Raw genomic sequence first — 15,625 nt, forward strand, 5'->3', positions numbered from 1 at the left:
GTTATTCCCCGCTCCTTTCCGTTATTTCATCCTGCCCGCCGCCCTGCGCCTTCTCCTCATCCAGGAAACCCTTGCGCAGCTGGCCGCAGGCGCCGCCTATGTCGCGGCCCATCTCTCTTCTAATGGTAACATTTATACCGTTTTTTTCAAGCAGATTTTTAAAATCCTGAATCTCCTTCTGGCCCGACTGCACGAAATCCCGCTCCTTGATGGGATTCACCGGGATCAGATTCACGTGGCCGTGTTCATGGCGGATCAGCTTCGACAGCGCGGCCGCCTCCCTCAGGTTGTCGTTGACCCCGTGGACCAGGCTGTACTCAAAGGTCAGCCGGCGTCCCGTCTGCTGGTAGTAATACCGGCAGGCCGCCAGCACATCCTTCAGACAATAGCGGTTGGCGATGGGCATCAGGGTCTTTCGCACATCGTCGTCCGGCGCGTGGAGGGACAGGGCCAGGGTGATCTGAAACCCTTCCTCCGCCAGCCGGCGGATCTCCGGCACCAGGCCGCAGGTGGAGACCGTGAGGTTGCGCTGGCTGATATTGAGCCCTTTCTCGTGGGAGATCAGGCGGATAAACCGCACCAGGTTGTCGTAGTTGTCCATAGGTTCGCCGGACCCCATCACCACCACGTTTGACACCCGTTCTCCGGTGATCCGCTGAATCCGGTAGATCTGGTCCAGCATCTCCGACGGCCGCAGGTTCCTCGCCAGCCCGTCCAGGGTGGAGGCGCAGAAACGGCAGCCCATGCGGCAGCCCGCCTGGGAGGAGATGCACACGGAATTCCCGTGGTGGTACTGCATCCACACGCTCTCGATGATGTTGCCGTCCGCCAGGGCGAAGAGATACTTTCTGGTGCCGTCTATATTTGAAACCTTCTCGTCCACCACCCGCAGGCAGGTGAGGGAGCAGGCTTCATCCAGCTTTCTCTGCAGCTCTTTTGAGATGCTGGTCATCTCCTCAAACCGCTCCGCCAGCTTGACGTGGAGCCAGTCGTAAATCTGTTTGGCCCGGAAAGGCTTCTCGCCCAGCTCCTTTAAAAACGCCTCCAGCTCCTCCGGCGTCATGGACTTGATATCTATTTTACCGTTATGGTCCTTTAAATCCAACATATACACTCCTAATACGCTTCTGTCCCGCGTCCCTTGTCCTGTTTAACCGTTTTTGCGGGTAAATACTGAAATGAAAAATCCGTCCATGGGATGAATTCCCGGGAGGAACTGAATCCAGCCGTCCTTCAGGGATTCCGCCGGAAAACGCGGCTCCAGGGCCGGGCGCAGATCCACCGGCTCAAAGGGGAAGTTCCCGGCAAACCACCGGGCGTTCTCCTCGTTCTCCATGGAATCCACGGTGCAGGTGCTGTAGATGAGCCGCCCGCCGGGCTTCACATAGCGCCACACGACGGACAGAATCTGGCGCTGGAGGTCCGCCAGCTCCTTCATCTTCTCCGGGGTCATATTCTGTTTGATGTCCGGTTTTTTCCCAAGAATTCCCAGGCCAGAGCAGGGAAGGTCCGCGATCAGGATGTCCGCCTTTTCCACGGAATCTTCGTCCTCCCAGAGGGCGTCCATCACCACCGCGCGGATATTCTCAAACCCGCAGCGGCGGATATTCTCCTCGATCAGCTCCGCCTTCTGGAAGGTCAGATCCCTGGCCTCCACCATGCCCGTACCGTCCAGCAGGTCCGCAATATGTAAGCTCTTGCCGCCCGGGGCCGCGCAGACGTCGATGACGTAATCGCCCCGCTTGGGGGCCGCCAGCCGGCCCACCATGGCGGAGGAGGCGTCCTGTACCTGAATCCAGCCCCTGGCAAAGGCGGACAGCTCCTCCAGCCGGTCGTAACCGGACAGATCGAACAGGCCGTCCCCCAGTGGAGACGCCTCCGCCCCCTGCTCCCGCAGGCTCTCAGCCGTCCGCTCCCAGGCTTCCTCCGCGGAAATTCCCGGAAGCTCCCGGCTCAGAGCCTGCAGATTGCAGCGCACCGTGGTCTTTTTGTCTTTTAAGAACGCGCTTCCCATAGCCTGAGCCGTTTCGGCCCCGTACTGCCGCTCCCACATTTCGTACATCCACTGCGGAAGGGAGAGCTTAAGCCAGGGCTCGGAAAAGGCGATGGTCCCCTTCTCCCTGGCGATGGTCCTGAGCACGCCGTTCACAAAGCCCTTAAGGCCCTCAAACCGCCGCTTCGCCGCCAGCTTTACCGCCTCGTTGCACACCGCCGAGTCCGGAACCCGGTCCATGTGCAGGATCTGATAAACGCTAAGCCGCAGAAGATTGCGGATCACCGGCTTCATCTTCTGCGTCTTGGTCTTTGAATATTGATTTATAATCGCATCGATCTGGATCAGATACTCCAGCGTGCCCTCGGTCAGGCGGGTGATGAAGGCGCGGTCAGCCTTATCCAGATACTGATACTTATCCAGTGCCTGGTTTAACACCACGTGCACAAAGCTGCCGCGCTCCAGCACCTCCATCAAAATATCCAGGACAATCTCCCGGTTTTCCAGACCTCTGTCCGTACGCTTTGCCATACTTTAACCTCTCCCTTTTTCTCTGTGGCCCTTATCGCAGGTTCCCGCACAATATGCGGTACGAACCGCTGTTAATCCCTGCGCCGGTTGCCTCCGAACAGGTACAGCAGCCGGAGCAGCTGTAAAATGGAAGCCGCCGCTGCCGCCACATAGGTCAGCGCAGCCGCGCTCAGCACCTGCCTGGTCTGGCCCACCTCCTGGCCCGCAAGGATTCCGGTGCGGTCCAGAAGGTTTACCGCGCGGCTGGAGGCGTTGAACTCCACCGGCAGGGTCACCAGCTGAAACAGCACGGACAGCGAGAACATCAGGATTCCCAGGGTGATCAGCATGGAGCTGGAACCGCTGGAAAACAAAATGCCGATCAGAATCAGGGGCCAGGAAATCTGGGCTCCGAAATTCGCTACCGGCACCAGCGCGCCGCGGACCCGCAGGGGAACGTAACCGCCCGCGTCCTGCATGGCATGGCCGCACTCGTGGGCCGCCACGCCGATGGCCGCGATGGAGGTGGAGCCGTAGACCGACTCCGACAGGTTCACCGTCTTGTTCCTTGGGTCGTAGTGGTCGGTCAGCTTTCCCGGCACCCGGCGCACAGTTACGTCGTAGATGCCCTGGGAGTTTAACAGCCGCTTGGCCGCCTCCGCTCCGGTCATACCGCAGCGGGCTCCCACTCTGGCATACCTGGCGTAGGTGGAATTCACCTTGGCGGAGGCGGCCATGGACAGCAGAAGGCCGATCAGGATCAGCACGTAGCTGGGGTCAAAGTAAAACATCGGATACATCATGAATTCGTCATTCTCCTCTCAAAAACAGCGCCCTCCGGGACCGGGTAGCCCCGCAGAAAGGACTCGATGTCCATGCGCTTCTTGCCCTCCATCTGCAGTTCCCGGACGGACAGCAGGCCGTCCCCTGTCTGCACCAGAAGGCTGTGCTTATCGCTTTTTACCACCTGTCCCGGACGGGCCGCGGCTTCGCCGCCCTCCAGCACGTCCGCCGCCCAGAGCTTAACGGTCTTCCCGTTCCAGGAGGTGTAGGCGCTGGGCCAGGGGTTCAGTCCCCGGATCAGCCGCTCGATGGAAACTGCGGATGCGCTCCAGTCCACATCCCCCAGCTCCTTGGTCAGGCGTTTGGCATAACAGGTGCCCTCCCCGGTCTGAGGCGTGGGGGTGATGGCGCCATCTTCCAGTTTCTGTAAAGTGGACAGGATCAGCTTCCCGCCCGCCAGGCTCAGCTTGTCGTGAAGGCTGCCGCCGGTCTCCTTCTCATCCAGGACAACCACGGTCTTTTCCAGCATATCGCCGGTGTCCAGGCCCTCAGCCATCATCATGGTGGTGATGCCGCTCTCCCGCTCCCCGTCGATCACAGCCCACTGGATGGGAGCCGCTCCGCGGTACTTAGGCAGAAGCGAGGCGTGGATGTTGACGCAGCCGTATTTCGGCATGTCCAGGATGGACTTGGGGATGATTTGGCCGAAGGCCACCACCACGATCACGTCCGCGGCCAGCTGCCGCACGGTCTCAACAAAGGCCGGATCCCGCACCTTTAACGGCTGGTACACCGGGATCCCGTACTCCAGGGCCTGCTCCTTCACCGGGGTCATCTGCACGGCCTTGCCGCGCCCTTTGGGCTTATCCGGCTGGGTCACCACCGCGGCCACCTCATGGCCGGCTTCCACCAGGGATTTAAGCGTGGGCACGGAAAAATCCGGCGTTCCCATAAATATAATCCGCATCGATATACACCTTCCTTCCTGACGTCCCGTCCTTTACGCTTCCTCCGTAATCTCCTCTTCGTCGGCGCCCACGTCCATCAGCTCGCCCTCCACGATATCCACGTAGAGCTCCCCTCTCAGATGGGCGATCTCATGGCAGATGGCCCGGGCCAAAAGCCCGTCGCCCTCCAGCTCGTAGGGCTCCAGATTCTCGTTTAAGGCCTTCACCTTCACATGCATGGGGCGGGTCACCGTTCCGGACTTGCCCGGCACGCTTAAGCAGCCCTCGGAGCCGGTCTGGCTCCCCTCGGTCTCCAGAATCTCGGGATTGATCAGCACGTACTGGTTGCCGTCGTCCACATCGATCACCACCAGCTGTCTTAAGATGCCCACCTGGGGGGCGGCAAGACCCACGCCGTTGGCCTCGTACATGGTCTCAAACATATCCTCAATCAGCTCCGCCGTCCGGGGCGTCATCTCCTTCACCGGCTTGCACTGCTTTCTCAAAATTTCGTCTCCAATGGTTCTGATCTGTCGAATTGCCATCCTCATAGTCTCCTTTTGCTTATGTTAAATCGTACTGGGCGGATATGTTTTTAAGCTCCTCCGCACCCTTTATAAATTCTTCGGAATTTTTCCTAATCTGTATCAGTATATCATAATTTTCGTGCTTTATATATAAAATTTTTCTATAAATATCATTAACTTTGTAGACCGTGGCGTTGACCGGTCCGATGAACTGAACCGGAACCTCTAACGCTCCGGAAACGCCCTCCCCGCACATGGCGCGAATCTGCCCGGCCAGCCGCTCTGCCCCTGATTCAAGAAGCGCCTCGTCCGCCGAGGAGAGCTGGATGATCAAAAGCCCCACGGCGGGCGGATAGCCCAAAAGCCGCCGGAAGGCCATCTCCTGCTCGTAAAACGCGCCGTAGTCCTGCCCGGAGGCCGTGACCACCGCGTAGTGATCTGGCTGGTAGGTCTGGATCACCATGACCCCCTCCTCCCCCGCCCGCCCGGCGCGGCCCGCGGCCTGGGTCAAAAGGGCGAAGGTCTGCTCGCCGCAGCGGTAGTCCGGCGCGTACAGGGATAAGTCCGCCGCCAGCGCGCCCACCAGCGTCACCCTGGGGAAATCGTGGCCCTTGACGATCATCTGGGTGCCGATCAGAATGTCCGCCTCCCCTCGGGCAAAAGAGGAGAGTATTTCCTGGTGTCCCCCCTTTTTGGAGGTGGTGTCCAGGTCCATCCTGAGCACTCTGGCGGCCGGGAACATCTGGCGCGTCATCTCCTCGATCTTCTGGGTGCCTGTGCCGAAGGGGGCGATGTAGGGCGAGCCGCAGGAAGGGCAGATCTTGGGCTGGGGAACCGTGTAGCCGCAGTAGTGGCACATCATCTGCCCGTTGCGGTGCAGGGTCAAAGTCACGTCGCAGTGGGGACAGCGCATGGCCTCCCCGCAGGAACGGCAGGACACAAAATTGGCGTAACCCCGGCGGTTGATAAACAGCATGATCTGCTGCCCCTTCTGCAGCCGGTCCTCCATCAGCTCCTGCAGCCTGCGGCTGAAAATGGACTTGTTGCCCTCCTGCAGCTCCCGGCGCAGGTCCACGATCTCCGCTCTGGCCAGGGCGCTGTCCGCTTTGGCCCGCTGCTTTAACGTAAAAAGTTTATATTCCCCTTTCAGAGCCCGGGTGTAGGACTCCAAGGAGGGCGTGGCCGAACCCAGCACCAGACTGGCCCCGTTCATCCCGGCCCGTTCCAGCGCCACCTCCCTGGCGTGGTAGCGCGGGGACAGCTCGCTCTTGTAGGCGTTTTCGTGCTCCTCGTCGATGATAATGAGGCCCAGGCGCTCAAAGGGGGCAAACAGCGCCGATCTGGGGCCGATCATAATATCAATATTCCCGGTTCTGGCCCGCTCATACTGGTCATAGCGCTCCCCGGCGGATAATCTGGAGTTCATCACCGAAACCCGGTCCCCGAACCGGCGGTAAAAACGCATCACCGTCTGCCAGGTCAGGGAAATCTCCGGGATCAGCACGATCACCTGCCGCCCCTGAGCCAGCACATGGGCGATTAACTCCATATAGACCTCGGTCTTTCCGCTGCCGGTGATGCCGTGGATCAGGTAGGTGCCGCGCACTCCCAGGTCGTACTCGCCGGAGATGGCGTCCACAATCTGCTGCTGCCCCTGATTTAAGGCCACCCGTCCCGGGCTGAAATTCTGGGTGCCCTCCGCCAGCCGCCGCATCTCCTCCAGGGGATTGCGGTAGCGGGCGATTACCTCCACGGCGATCACACCGGCCTCCTCCATGGGCTTTAAGGCGGCCATCGTCAGGTTCAGCTGGTTTACGGCGGCCTCATAGGGGATCACCGGCTCCTCCTTCAGGGCGGACAGCAGCCGGATTCTGGCCTTGAAATGCTTGCGCTCCGCCTCCGCCAGGGCGCGGTCCAGCTCCTCCCCGGCGAGCAGGCAGCGGATCTGGCGCCTGGGCGCCTCCTTCACCTTCTGCTTCACCGGGAGCACGGTTTTGAGCGCCTGGTTCATGGTGGAGCCGTAGCGCTCCTTCATCCACCAGGCAAGCCAAATAAGCTGGGACCCCGCCGAAACGCTCCCCGGCACAACCCCAGCTATCTCCTTCAATTTACTCTCGTCGTATTCCGCCCGGTCGGTCAGCTCCACCACATACCCTTTGCGGCGGGAATTGCCCGCCCCGAAGGGGATGTAGACCTGCTGACCGGCCCGAAGCCTGCCCATAAGCGCCTCCGGCACCCGGTACTGAAAGGTCCGATCCACACTCTCATGGGAGATATCTATGATAATATTGGCAAATCTCTGCCCCACTTGCGTCACCTGTCCGTCTGCTCCGGCATGGCCGGATTTGTTACACGTTTCTATCACGTCCTTGATTATACATGACATCGCCGGAAAATGCAAATGATCCGCTCCGGTATGATTTTGGCAACCTTAAAATATTACAGTGCCAATCCTCTATGCGTTCATTGAAAAGGCATTTTCAAATTTCTATACTGAAGGTAAGTTTAAAGGAACCCACAAACAAAAGTGACATGAAGGAGGAAATTATTATGGCTGCACAAACCACAAAAATCAAGTCGTCCTACCGGGAACCGATCATCCTGATTGCGTTTGTCATTTTGGGAGCGATCATCGGGCTGGTGCTCAGGGAGAAAGCGGTATTTTTGTATCCGATCGGACAGATTTGGCTGAACATGCTGTTCGTTCTTCTGGTTCCGCTGATTTTCTTTTCCATCTCCAGCTCCATCGCAAATATCGGGGACACAAGCCGGGTTGGAAAGATGCTGGGGTTAACCATCGGCATCTTTATCGCGACGGCCGGGCTGGCCGGTATCTATATGTTTATTGTGACCGGCATCTTCGGAGTGGACACCTCCGTACAGATGGGGAACGCCGAGACCGCCATTGAGACGGCGGCCGCCAGCGTAGGCGATCAGATCGTAAGTACGTTCACGGTGGGGGATTTCTCGGAAGTCATTTCCAGAAACCATATCCTGGCGCTGATCGTATTCACAATCTTTTTTGGCATCACGGTTTCCACCTTGGGGGAAAAGGGGCGCGCCGTGGCCGGCTGGCTGAACGACATGTCGCTGGTATTTTACAAAATGGTGGCTCTGTTAATGAAGCTGGCCCCCATCGGACTGATGGCCTACTTTGCCAACCTGACGGGCATCTATGGGCCCGACCTTCTCAAGAGCTATGGGCGGGGACTGCTGATTTATTACCCGGCCGCCATACTTTACTTTTTCGTTTTCCTCGGCCTTTACGCCTTTATCGCCGCCGGCACCTGGGGCGTAAAAAACTTCTTTAAAAATATCCTGACGCCCGCGCTGACCGCCTTGGGCACAAGGTCCTCCGCCGCCTCGCTGCCGCTGCAAATGGACGCCTGCGACAAACTGGGAGTGCCCAGGGACGTCAGCTCCGTCGTAGTCCCCGTGGGGGCCACCTGCCATATGGACGGCGCCTGCATCGCGACCATTTATGAGATTGTCCTCTGCTGCACGCTGTTTGGCCATCCCTTAAACAGCATCGGCGACTATTTCTTTGCGCTCGTCATCGCGGTGTGCGGTTCCGTGGCGGTTTCGTCCGTGCCCGGCGGAGGCGCGGCCATGGAGACGATGATCATCTCTTCCTTTGGTTTTCCATCCATCGCCCTGCCGGTGTTAATGATGATGACCCAGCTGTTCGATGCCGGGTGTACGTTGATCAATTCCTGCGGAGATACCGTGGCCTCCATGCTGGTCACCCGGGCATTGTACGGAAAGGACTGGTATAAAAAGGGCTTAAATCACGAAAATGACAAAGCGGAATCCCACTCTTAGACAGAAAGAGGGCCGTAATATGGACAATCGAATACAATTATTGGAAAAACATTATGGAGCCTGCGCGAAACGGCCGGATCTGTACGGAATTATTATCCCCGGCAAGCGCGGCCGCCTCCTCTCGGTACTCTACACGGCAGAGGGGGACGGCGTTCACCCAACGGTCATCCTTCTTCACGGAATCCCTGGCTGCGAGCAGAATTTCGACCTGGCCCAGGCCCTGCGCAGGGTCGGTTTTCACGTACTAACCTTTCATTACAGCGGAAATTGGGGGAGCGACGGGAACTATTCCCTGAGAAATGATCTGGAGGATGCGCAAACGGTTCTGGACTTTGTCCTGTCAGACGGAACCTATGGTTTTGACAAGAACCGGATTTACGCGGTTGGACACAGCCTGGGCGGATTTGTCTGCGGGCAGCTGACCGCCAGGCCGGAAATCAAAGGAGGCGTGCTGCTCATGCCCTGCGATATCGGGCGGATCCGCCAAATCTCCCTTCAAAGCGAAGAGACGGCTGCGGGCATCCGGGATGTGCTGGAGGACAGCGCCCACTGGCTGAACGGAGTCACTGGGGAAGCGCTTTTACGCGAGGCGGAAGAATACAGCCGGCAGCTTTGCCTGGAAAGCGCAGCCCGGCCGCTGGCTAAGAAACCGCTTCTCTGTATCACGGGAACGCTGGATACCTGCACTCCCGGACGCTATCACTGCAGCCCCCTCATGGATGCAATCCGCGCAGAGGGGGGGAGACTGCTTAAAAGCCTGGAATTCCCTACGGATCACTTTTTTTCGGATTACCGTCTGACGGTTTCTGCGTGCGTGACGGAGTTTCTTGAGGAATTGGCCGGGATCCGGCCTCCTGCACGCGGTTCCGGTACTGAGTCGGCGTGCAGCCATAGTATTTCTTGAATACCTTCATAAAATAGGAGGCCTCCTGGTAGCCTGAAAACCGGGTGATATCCGATATGGGGAGGACGCTGCCCTCTAAGAGCCTCCCCGCCTCCTCCATTCTGAGTTTGAGCACCAGATCGGTAAAACTCCTCCCGGTAATCTGCCGGATCAATTCGCTGACATAGGGAACACTTACCTGAAAATACTCTGCCACATACCCCAGTGTAACGCCGGCCAGATTGCGCCGGATCAGATTGTTTAACTCCTCCTCAAAGGTGGCGTAATTAAAGCGCGAACGGCTGTGCTCGATATTTTCCAGCAGGAAATTGGCAATTTTCATGGAAATCTCCATGCGTATGTTGGAAAAATAATGGTCCGAGGCCACGCGGTGCCACTGAATCTGATGGCCGGGGTAGTTTTTCAGCTTCTGCATAAAGGACAAGGTGCCGGCCTGCTCGGAAACTACCTCGTCCTCGGGGCTGCTGATCCACAGAATCGGCTTCTTCGCCAATTCCTCAATGTAGGGCTCTATGGAAAATGTGTCCAGATGTTCCTTGATTTCCCGGATGAGCGTCTGGCTGTCCGTACCGTTGACATAGGGGATCCCCTCCTCAATGGTACACGCGATGCTCTGGCTGTAGCTTTTTCCGCCTTTCCCGAGCAGGTACATTTTCCCGAAATCGCAGGGCGCCAAAAACACACCGCCCCTCACCTCCGGATAAAGCGCAATCATGCGGGCCGCCGTTATACAGCCCAGGCTGTGGCCGATGAAAAAAATATTTTTTTTATCAAATCCGTGCTGTGTGTCCGTCAGCACAAAGTCCAGCACGGCCTGCGTGTCCTTGATGCTGCCGTTAAAGGAAAACCGGCCTTCGCTGCCCCAGCTCCCCCGATAAAAAAATACAACAGAATGAAAGCCCATCCGTCTGAGGGATTGGGCTAAATCCAGGTTCTTTTCATGTCCGGGGTAACCGTGGGTAAAAATCAACACCGGGTGCATACCTTGTCCGCCAACGGTATAAATCGTACACAAAATACGCCCCTGCTGTCCGGCGACAGCCGTTGAAAATAGAGTCGCCCCCTGTCCGGTCCGGTCCCGGTCGAGATAAAGGGAATCAAGCTTCATCGACAGTCCCCCCATGTGTTTTGCTGACTATAGTATATCAGACTCAACCGGCAAATTCAAATCATTGTTGCCGAAATCAGGAAACACGCGCCATTTAAGCGGGCTATAAAATCTCCGCAATCCTGTTGATGGACCAGACCCGGACGCTGATTTCCCGCAGCCCGGAGCCGCAGTATTCGCAGAATTTGCTGCCGAGCCTGGTCACCGGAGCGCCGCAGTTGGGGCAGGTGACTCCCACCGCGGTGGCTCCGTCCTGCAGCAGGGCCGCATCCTGTATGTACACCAGCTCCGTGTTGTATTTGGTCTGGACCTTGCGCTCCCGGCTTCCGCTCACCAGCTCCCCGGCGGCGTTCTCCGTATAGTGCAGGCAGCCAACCGCGGACTGCACAAGAATCGCACAGGTGCCGCCCTCTTTCTGATAGTGGGCGATCTCCGTTTGGTGTATGGCGATATTCCGGAAATACTCCCGCTGCCCGCTTTCCTTTAACTCCGCCACCCTAAGCGCAATCTGGCGATGCAGCTCCTCAGAGGCGTCCACCAGCAGTGCCTCGTCCCGCGCGTCGATGGCCCGAAGCGCGGACTTCAACATATTTTCCGTTTTCTGCTGGAACTCCTTCCAGTTAAATTCCGGAAAATCCCGCTGAATCTGGGGCAGAAATACCTTGGTCATGCCGGAGACGGACTTGGGCGTCTCCTCCAGGCGATCCGCCTGCTGTTCCAGAGCCTTTCCCAGAACCCGGGCACTGTAGAGAACGGCCCTGATTTTCCGGCGCAGAAAACAGAAGCCCCAGATTCCGAAAACGGCCCCAAGGGCCACAAGGACCAGGGTGATCGAATGTTCCATGTATTACCTCCTACGGATTGTGCTTGCCGCCCTTGATCTCCGGCTGCTGAAACGATCAGGGGCAAAACGGGAATTTACCCGCCCGGCGCAGCTCCTCCTCATAAAGTCGGATGCAGTTTTCGTAAACCGTGCGTCCAAAGGTGTATCCCGTATCTCTCAGCCACCGGATATGCCGCTCATCCTGGAAATAAGGCAGGGTGTAGTTCATCCTGCGCCGGTAGAGCTCCTCGTCCCAGTGCTCTGAGATCCAGGCGCACCAGTCCCGGCTGCGCACCTGCTCCAGGGCATTGTTGTCGCCGTACCGGTCCCAGTCCTCCTGCGTGTACGCCTCCAGGCACAGGATTCCCGAGGCCATTTCCTGTCCGGGATCCCACTCGCTGTGATCCACATATCCGATCCGGTCCCAGAAAACGGTGCCGCCCTGTTTTCGGACCGCCGCCACGATCACAATACAGCTCAGGTCCAGATCGTCCTCGCAGACCAGAATCGGCAGATGGACCGGCTCCTCCCGCCACAGCAGATGATGGATAAAACGGATCTCACCCCGGTTTTGCATCCCAGGTCCCCAGGCCGGGCAGAGGCCCATTAGAGAGCGGAACCGTTTCAGATCGTTGTCCCCGTCCTCCCGGACAAAACGGTCCGTCAACTCTGCCACGGAGATGCCGTCCACCAGGAGATAGTGCTCCTCATAACCATAGGGTGTGGTGACCGGGGACACTGTGATTTCATTGAACCTTACTCCCATGGCCCTACTCCCGCACCTTGGCGGCAAGATCTTCCACGTTGAGGACGAGCACCGCCGGCCGGCCCAGAGCTGCGTTCATGTTCGTTTCTTCGCATATGTACGTTCTCCTTTTGTTTGGCCGGAAACGCGCCGGGCCGTTGGATTGCGGCTCCATTTGATACCGCCCGTCAGCGCGTTTCCGTCCCGCCGCCGTCCAGGTAGTTCATGCGCCGGAAGCTGCCCTCGTCGAAGCGGTACTCCGGCGTCGCAAAGGGATAGGTGACCTCGTCCACGTAGTACCAGGGGTCCTCCCGGTGAAGCGGATTGTTCAGCACGTGGAACTGCTGGGCCGGCATGTAGCTCTGGGCCAGCAGAAACGCCTTGCGCCCCTGTCCGTCCTCGCAGACGTCCGCCACCATCACCACATGGCCAGGGCTTCCGCCCCTCAGAAACACGTCGCCGATCTGAACGTCCCCGATGTCGGCGGGCCTGGATTCCTCCCACATGGACAGGGTGCTGGAATAGGAAAACGCGATAAACAGATAGCGCTCAAATGCCTCATAGGAATCGTCGTAGGAGGCGCTCTGGCTCCAGCTCACCGAATTTCCGTTCACCTTCACTCTCCCGCCGTCCCGGTAGGTGGGGTAATCGAACCAGAAGCCGTTCACAAAATGGAACCCGATCTTTTCCGGCTGTCCGGAGTGCCAAAAATATTCCGCGTACATCCGCATTACCGAGTCCGCGCACTGCTGTACATCCCCGCTCTCCAGAACCGGCATGGCAAACACTGCCGCGGCCGCTTCCTGTTTTCCCTTTAAGCGCCCATCGTAGAGATGGACCGGCTCGCCGTCCGGCCGCAGGGAGAAATTCCGCACAAAGCTCCCGAAGCTCCCTTCCTCCTGGTGAACTCTGGAAAATCCCTCCGGCGCCGGGAAACGGCTCTCCAGCGTGGTCCCGTCCGGGTTGATGGCCCAGGCATGTCCCGGACCTCCGGTCTCCTCCGCCTGCGTCTCAGTGATAAGGGGACGCGCCTCGCGGCTGTTCTCAGTCGAGAGAACGGTCTGCTCCAAGGGGCTGCCGGAAGCTGTACGCTCTCCCCCGCTTTCTCCCCCCGCGCAGCCCGCCGCAGCCAGCGCTGTGCACATAACAAGCATCAAAAAAACACTCCGTCTCATTGCTCACTTCCTTTCCATTTCGCCCCGAAGCCTCTGCCCTGAGTCTGCCGTATCAGCGGACCCGCCAGCGCAGGCTGTAGGCTGAAATCCAGGTGCCCGTCCCGGGCGGAAATTCCTCCACTCCCTCCGTGTCGGCAAAAAACACCTGCGCATCCGCCACGCGGAGGCTGACCCCATACAGATCCGACATGTAGTTGTCCTCTGCCGGTCTCAGATTGAGGGCGGTCACTCCCTCGAATACAAGTTCCACTCCCGGACTCCACTGGCAGTCAAACTCCATGGTCACCCGGCGGACGTCATCCACCGGACACATGGAACCGTCCTCGTTGGCGTGTGCGCCGCTGATATAGGAAAGCTCCCGCAGCACGCTGTCGTGAAACCCGCAGAACTCCCCAAGCAACCGCCCGGCATCCCCGGGAGTTTCCACATAATTCCAGCCCGGCTCGTCGCTGGTATAACATCTGCCCTCAAAGGGGCTTCCTTCTACGGGTATGGACTCTCCCCGCAGCAGGCGGCACAGCAGCTCCCGCTGCTCAAACAGCCAGGGGACGCCTATGTACTCGAAAAATTTCGTCTCTCCCGGCAGTTTCCCCTCAAAGCCCGGCATCTGCACCGAAACCCCATCCGACCTGCGCCATATCCAATCCGGAGAACTCCCCGGCACAATCTTGTTGATCAGAACCGGGTGCCCCTGGGCTTCCCGGTCCAGATAGTCGAAAAACCTCATGCTGCCGCCGTTTTCACCCGGCATCCGCACCAAACGGCGCTCATACCATCCCGTGTTGACCAGGGCGTAGACCTCGGATTTGAAGTAACGCCCCGTCTCCTTGTCCAAAACACGAACCTTCACCGCGATTCCTCCTCCGCTCCCGGCTCTCTACGATACGAACCGGTAGCTCCCGTCCCCGTCCGCCTTCAGGCCCGTGGAGAAAAACTCCTTCGCCGCCCGGATCAGATACTCCGTATCCAAAACTCCCCCTGTCTCATAGGGCGAGTGCATGGCCAGCTCCGGCAGGCCGATATCCACGGTATTCAATGCCACATGAGTATTGGAAATATTTCCCAGTGTCGAGCCGCCGGCCATGTCAGAGCGGTTGGTGAAGGTCTGCACCGGCACGTCCGCCTTCTCGCATACGGAGCGGAACACAGCCGCCGATACCGCGTCCGTGGTGTACTTCTGGTTGGCGTTGAACTTGATCACGATACCGCCGTTTAAGTACGGCCGGTTGGTGGGGTCCGCCTTGTCCGTGTAGTTTGGATGCACGCCGTGGGCGTTGTCCGCGGAGACCATGAAGCTGGAGGCCAGGGCGGTCAGGTACTGCTCCTCCGTCCGGCCCAGCGCCGTGTTCAGCCGCTTTAATGTATCCAACAGGAAGGTGGAGGCCGCGCCCTGCTTTGTGGTGCTGCCCACCTCCTCGTTGTCCAGCACCGCGTGGACGGACACGCTGTGGGCATTGCCGCCCGCCAGGAAGCCTTCCAGGGAACCGAAGGCGCACTGAAGGTCGTCGATGCGGCCGCAGGAGAAGAACTCCTCCCCGGCGCCCCAGACCGAACCCTTCATCCGGTTGTACAGGTACAGGTCATGGCCCAGAATGTCTTCCTCCGCCACGCCCGCGCTCTGCGCGATGGTTTTCATCAGAGTGCCCGCCGCGGCCTCGCCGCCGTACAGGGGCAGCATGTCGGACTGGGCGTTGTAGGCGTAGCCGTCGTTGACCTGCCGGTTCATGTGAATGGCCAGATTGGGGATCATCACCAGGTCGCGGTCAACGTTCACCAGCTTCGTCTGAAGGCCGTCCGCGGTCCGCACCACCAGCCGCCCGGCGATGGACAGAGGGCGGTCGAACCAGGGCGCGCAGAGCATACCGCCGTATTTCTCCACGTTCAGCTTCACATAGTGGCCTTCCACCTTCATTTCCGGGTTCTCCTTGATCTTGAACGTGGGGGAATCGCTGTGGCTGGAAATGATCTGGAATCCGGTAAAATCCTTTCCTGGCACCCGGAATGCGATCAGCGAGGACATGTTGCGGGTGACAAAATAGCGCCCTCCGGCCTCTATGCTCCAGCAATCCGCCTCCTTTAACTCCTCAAATCCCTCGCCGCGAAGGCGCGCCGCCATATTTTCCACCGCGTGGAAGCTGGTGGGGCTGTTCTCCAGGAATGTCAGCAGCTTATCAGTGATATCTCTCGTGTTTACTCTCTCATCCATTTGTCAACTCTCCTTTTATTTCCGCAGCAGCGCGTCAGGGTATGGAGTTCCTGATCCTGACGGCCGCCCGCGGAGTATTCGT

General features: G+C 58.7%; 13 protein-coding genes and 1 pseudogene. 2 read left to right on the plus strand and 12 right to left on the minus strand.

Features of this window, described 5'->3' with window-relative positions; translation table 11 throughout:
- Position 1: 1 nt before the first annotated feature.
- The 6 genes from rlmN to priA all read right to left on the minus strand — a co-directional run bounded on the left by rlmN (position 2) and on the right by priA (position 7,068).
- Complete coding sequence (gene rlmN, locus ACK2JC_RS00745) at positions 2-1,108, minus strand: 23S rRNA (adenine(2503)-C(2))-methyltransferase RlmN (RefSeq protein ID WP_320937005.1); 1,107 nt, start codon at positions 1,106-1,108, stop codon at positions 2-4.
- A gap of 42 nt (positions 1,109-1,150) precedes the next feature.
- Positions 1,151-2,524: a 16S rRNA (cytosine(967)-C(5))-methyltransferase RsmB gene (gene rsmB, locus ACK2JC_RS00750; RefSeq protein WP_276948014.1), complete on the minus strand. Its 1,374-nt coding sequence runs from the start codon at positions 2,522-2,524 to the stop codon at positions 1,151-1,153.
- Between the two features lie 71 nt (positions 2,525-2,595).
- Positions 2,596-3,306 carry a zinc metallopeptidase gene (locus ACK2JC_RS00755; protein ID WP_092360446.1) on the minus strand — a complete coding sequence of 237 codons (711 nt, stop codon included), beginning with the start codon at positions 3,304-3,306 and terminating at the stop codon, positions 2,596-2,598.
- Positions 3,303-4,253: a methionyl-tRNA formyltransferase gene (gene fmt, locus ACK2JC_RS00760; protein WP_320937006.1), complete on the minus strand. Its 951-nt coding sequence runs from the start codon at positions 4,251-4,253 to the stop codon at positions 3,303-3,305. Before fmt ends, ACK2JC_RS00755 begins: the two co-directional genes overlap by 4 nt.
- A gap of 33 nt (positions 4,254-4,286) precedes the next feature.
- Positions 4,287-4,778 (minus strand): peptide deformylase, encoded by a 492-nt coding sequence (def, locus tag ACK2JC_RS00765; RefSeq protein ID WP_092360444.1) that lies wholly within the window; start codon positions 4,776-4,778, stop codon positions 4,287-4,289.
- A 19-nt stretch (positions 4,779-4,797) separates the two neighbouring features.
- Positions 4,798-7,068: a primosomal protein N' gene (gene priA / locus ACK2JC_RS00770; protein WP_118756693.1), complete on the minus strand. Its 2,271-nt coding sequence runs from the start codon at positions 7,066-7,068 to the stop codon at positions 4,798-4,800.
- 242 nt (positions 7,069-7,310) lie between these two features.
- Between priA and ACK2JC_RS00775 the strand changes: the two genes are divergently transcribed.
- Both ACK2JC_RS00775 and ACK2JC_RS00780 read left to right on the plus strand, forming a co-directional pair.
- Positions 7,311-8,582: a dicarboxylate/amino acid:cation symporter gene (locus ACK2JC_RS00775; RefSeq protein WP_227169011.1), complete on the plus strand. Its 1,272-nt coding sequence runs from the start codon at positions 7,311-7,313 to the stop codon at positions 8,580-8,582.
- 19 nt (positions 8,583-8,601) lie between these two features.
- A complete protein-coding gene (locus ACK2JC_RS00780) occupies positions 8,602-9,486 on the plus strand; it encodes an alpha/beta hydrolase family protein (RefSeq protein ID WP_368270976.1) in 885 nt (294 codons plus the stop codon).
- Between the two features lie 7 nt (positions 9,487-9,493).
- Here ACK2JC_RS00780 and ACK2JC_RS00785 read toward each other — a convergent pair.
- The 6 genes and pseudogenes from ACK2JC_RS00785 to ACK2JC_RS00810 all read right to left on the minus strand — a co-directional run.
- Positions 9,494-10,609: pseudogene (locus ACK2JC_RS00785) on the minus strand (alpha/beta fold hydrolase); the annotation flags it as partial.
- Between the two features lie 88 nt (positions 10,610-10,697).
- Positions 10,698-11,438, minus strand: a complete 741-nt coding sequence (locus ACK2JC_RS00790; RefSeq protein WP_320936460.1) for a TIM44-like domain-containing protein — start codon at positions 11,436-11,438, stop codon at positions 10,698-10,700.
- Positions 11,439-11,493: 55 nt separating this feature from the next.
- Positions 11,494-12,183 carry an XRE family transcriptional regulator gene (locus ACK2JC_RS00795; protein WP_320936461.1) on the minus strand — a complete coding sequence of 230 codons (690 nt, stop codon included), beginning with the start codon at positions 12,181-12,183 and terminating at the stop codon, positions 11,494-11,496.
- A 167-nt stretch (positions 12,184-12,350) separates the two neighbouring features.
- Positions 12,351-13,337, minus strand: a complete 987-nt coding sequence (locus ACK2JC_RS00800; RefSeq protein ID WP_320936462.1) for a DUF4846 domain-containing protein — start codon at positions 13,335-13,337, stop codon at positions 12,351-12,353.
- Between the two features lie 52 nt (positions 13,338-13,389).
- Positions 13,390-14,187 carry a hypothetical protein gene (locus ACK2JC_RS00805; protein WP_320936463.1) on the minus strand — a complete coding sequence of 266 codons (798 nt, stop codon included), beginning with the start codon at positions 14,185-14,187 and terminating at the stop codon, positions 13,390-13,392.
- Between the two features lie 27 nt (positions 14,188-14,214).
- The gene (locus ACK2JC_RS00810; protein WP_092360437.1) at positions 14,215-15,543 is read right to left on the minus strand and encodes a M18 family aminopeptidase; all 1,329 of its coding nucleotides are present in this window, start codon (positions 15,541-15,543) and stop codon (positions 14,215-14,217) included.
- Positions 15,544-15,625: the final 82 nt, after the last annotated feature.

The sequence above is a fragment of the Enterocloster lavalensis genome (genome assembly GCF_046603895.1).
Classification (GTDB): domain Bacteria; phylum Bacillota; class Clostridia; order Lachnospirales; family Lachnospiraceae; genus Enterocloster; species Enterocloster lavalensis.

Coding starts and splice junctions, on each gene's coding strand:
- ACK2JC_RS00795 (WP_320936461.1), bottom strand. CDS start 12,183: ATGGGAGTAAGGTTCAATGAAATCACAGTGTCCCCGGTCACCACACCC.
- ACK2JC_RS00775 (WP_227169011.1), top strand. CDS start 7,311: ATGGCTGCACAAACCACAAAAATCAAGTCGTCCTACCGGGAACCGATC.
- ACK2JC_RS00790 (WP_320936460.1), bottom strand. CDS start 11,438: ATGGAACATTCGATCACCCTGGTCCTTGTGGCCCTTGGGGCCGTTTTC.
- fmt (WP_320937006.1), bottom strand. CDS start 4,253: ATGCGGATTATATTTATGGGAACGCCGGATTTTTCCGTGCCCACGCTT.
- rlmN (WP_320937005.1), bottom strand. CDS start 1,108: ATGTTGGATTTAAAGGACCATAACGGTAAAATAGATATCAAGTCCATG.
- ACK2JC_RS00780 (WP_368270976.1), top strand. CDS start 8,602: ATGGACAATCGAATACAATTATTGGAAAAACATTATGGAGCCTGCGCG.
- ACK2JC_RS00800 (WP_320936462.1), bottom strand. CDS start 13,337: ATGAGACGGAGTGTTTTTTTGATGCTTGTTATGTGCACAGCGCTGGCT.
- rsmB (WP_276948014.1), bottom strand. CDS start 2,524: ATGGCAAAGCGTACGGACAGAGGTCTGGAAAACCGGGAGATTGTCCTG.
- ACK2JC_RS00755 (WP_092360446.1), bottom strand. CDS start 3,306: ATGATGTATCCGATGTTTTACTTTGACCCCAGCTACGTGCTGATCCTG.
- ACK2JC_RS00810 (WP_092360437.1), bottom strand. CDS start 15,543: ATGGATGAGAGAGTAAACACGAGAGATATCACTGATAAGCTGCTGACA.
- def (WP_092360444.1), bottom strand. CDS start 4,778: ATGGCAATTCGACAGATCAGAACCATTGGAGACGAAATTTTGAGAAAG.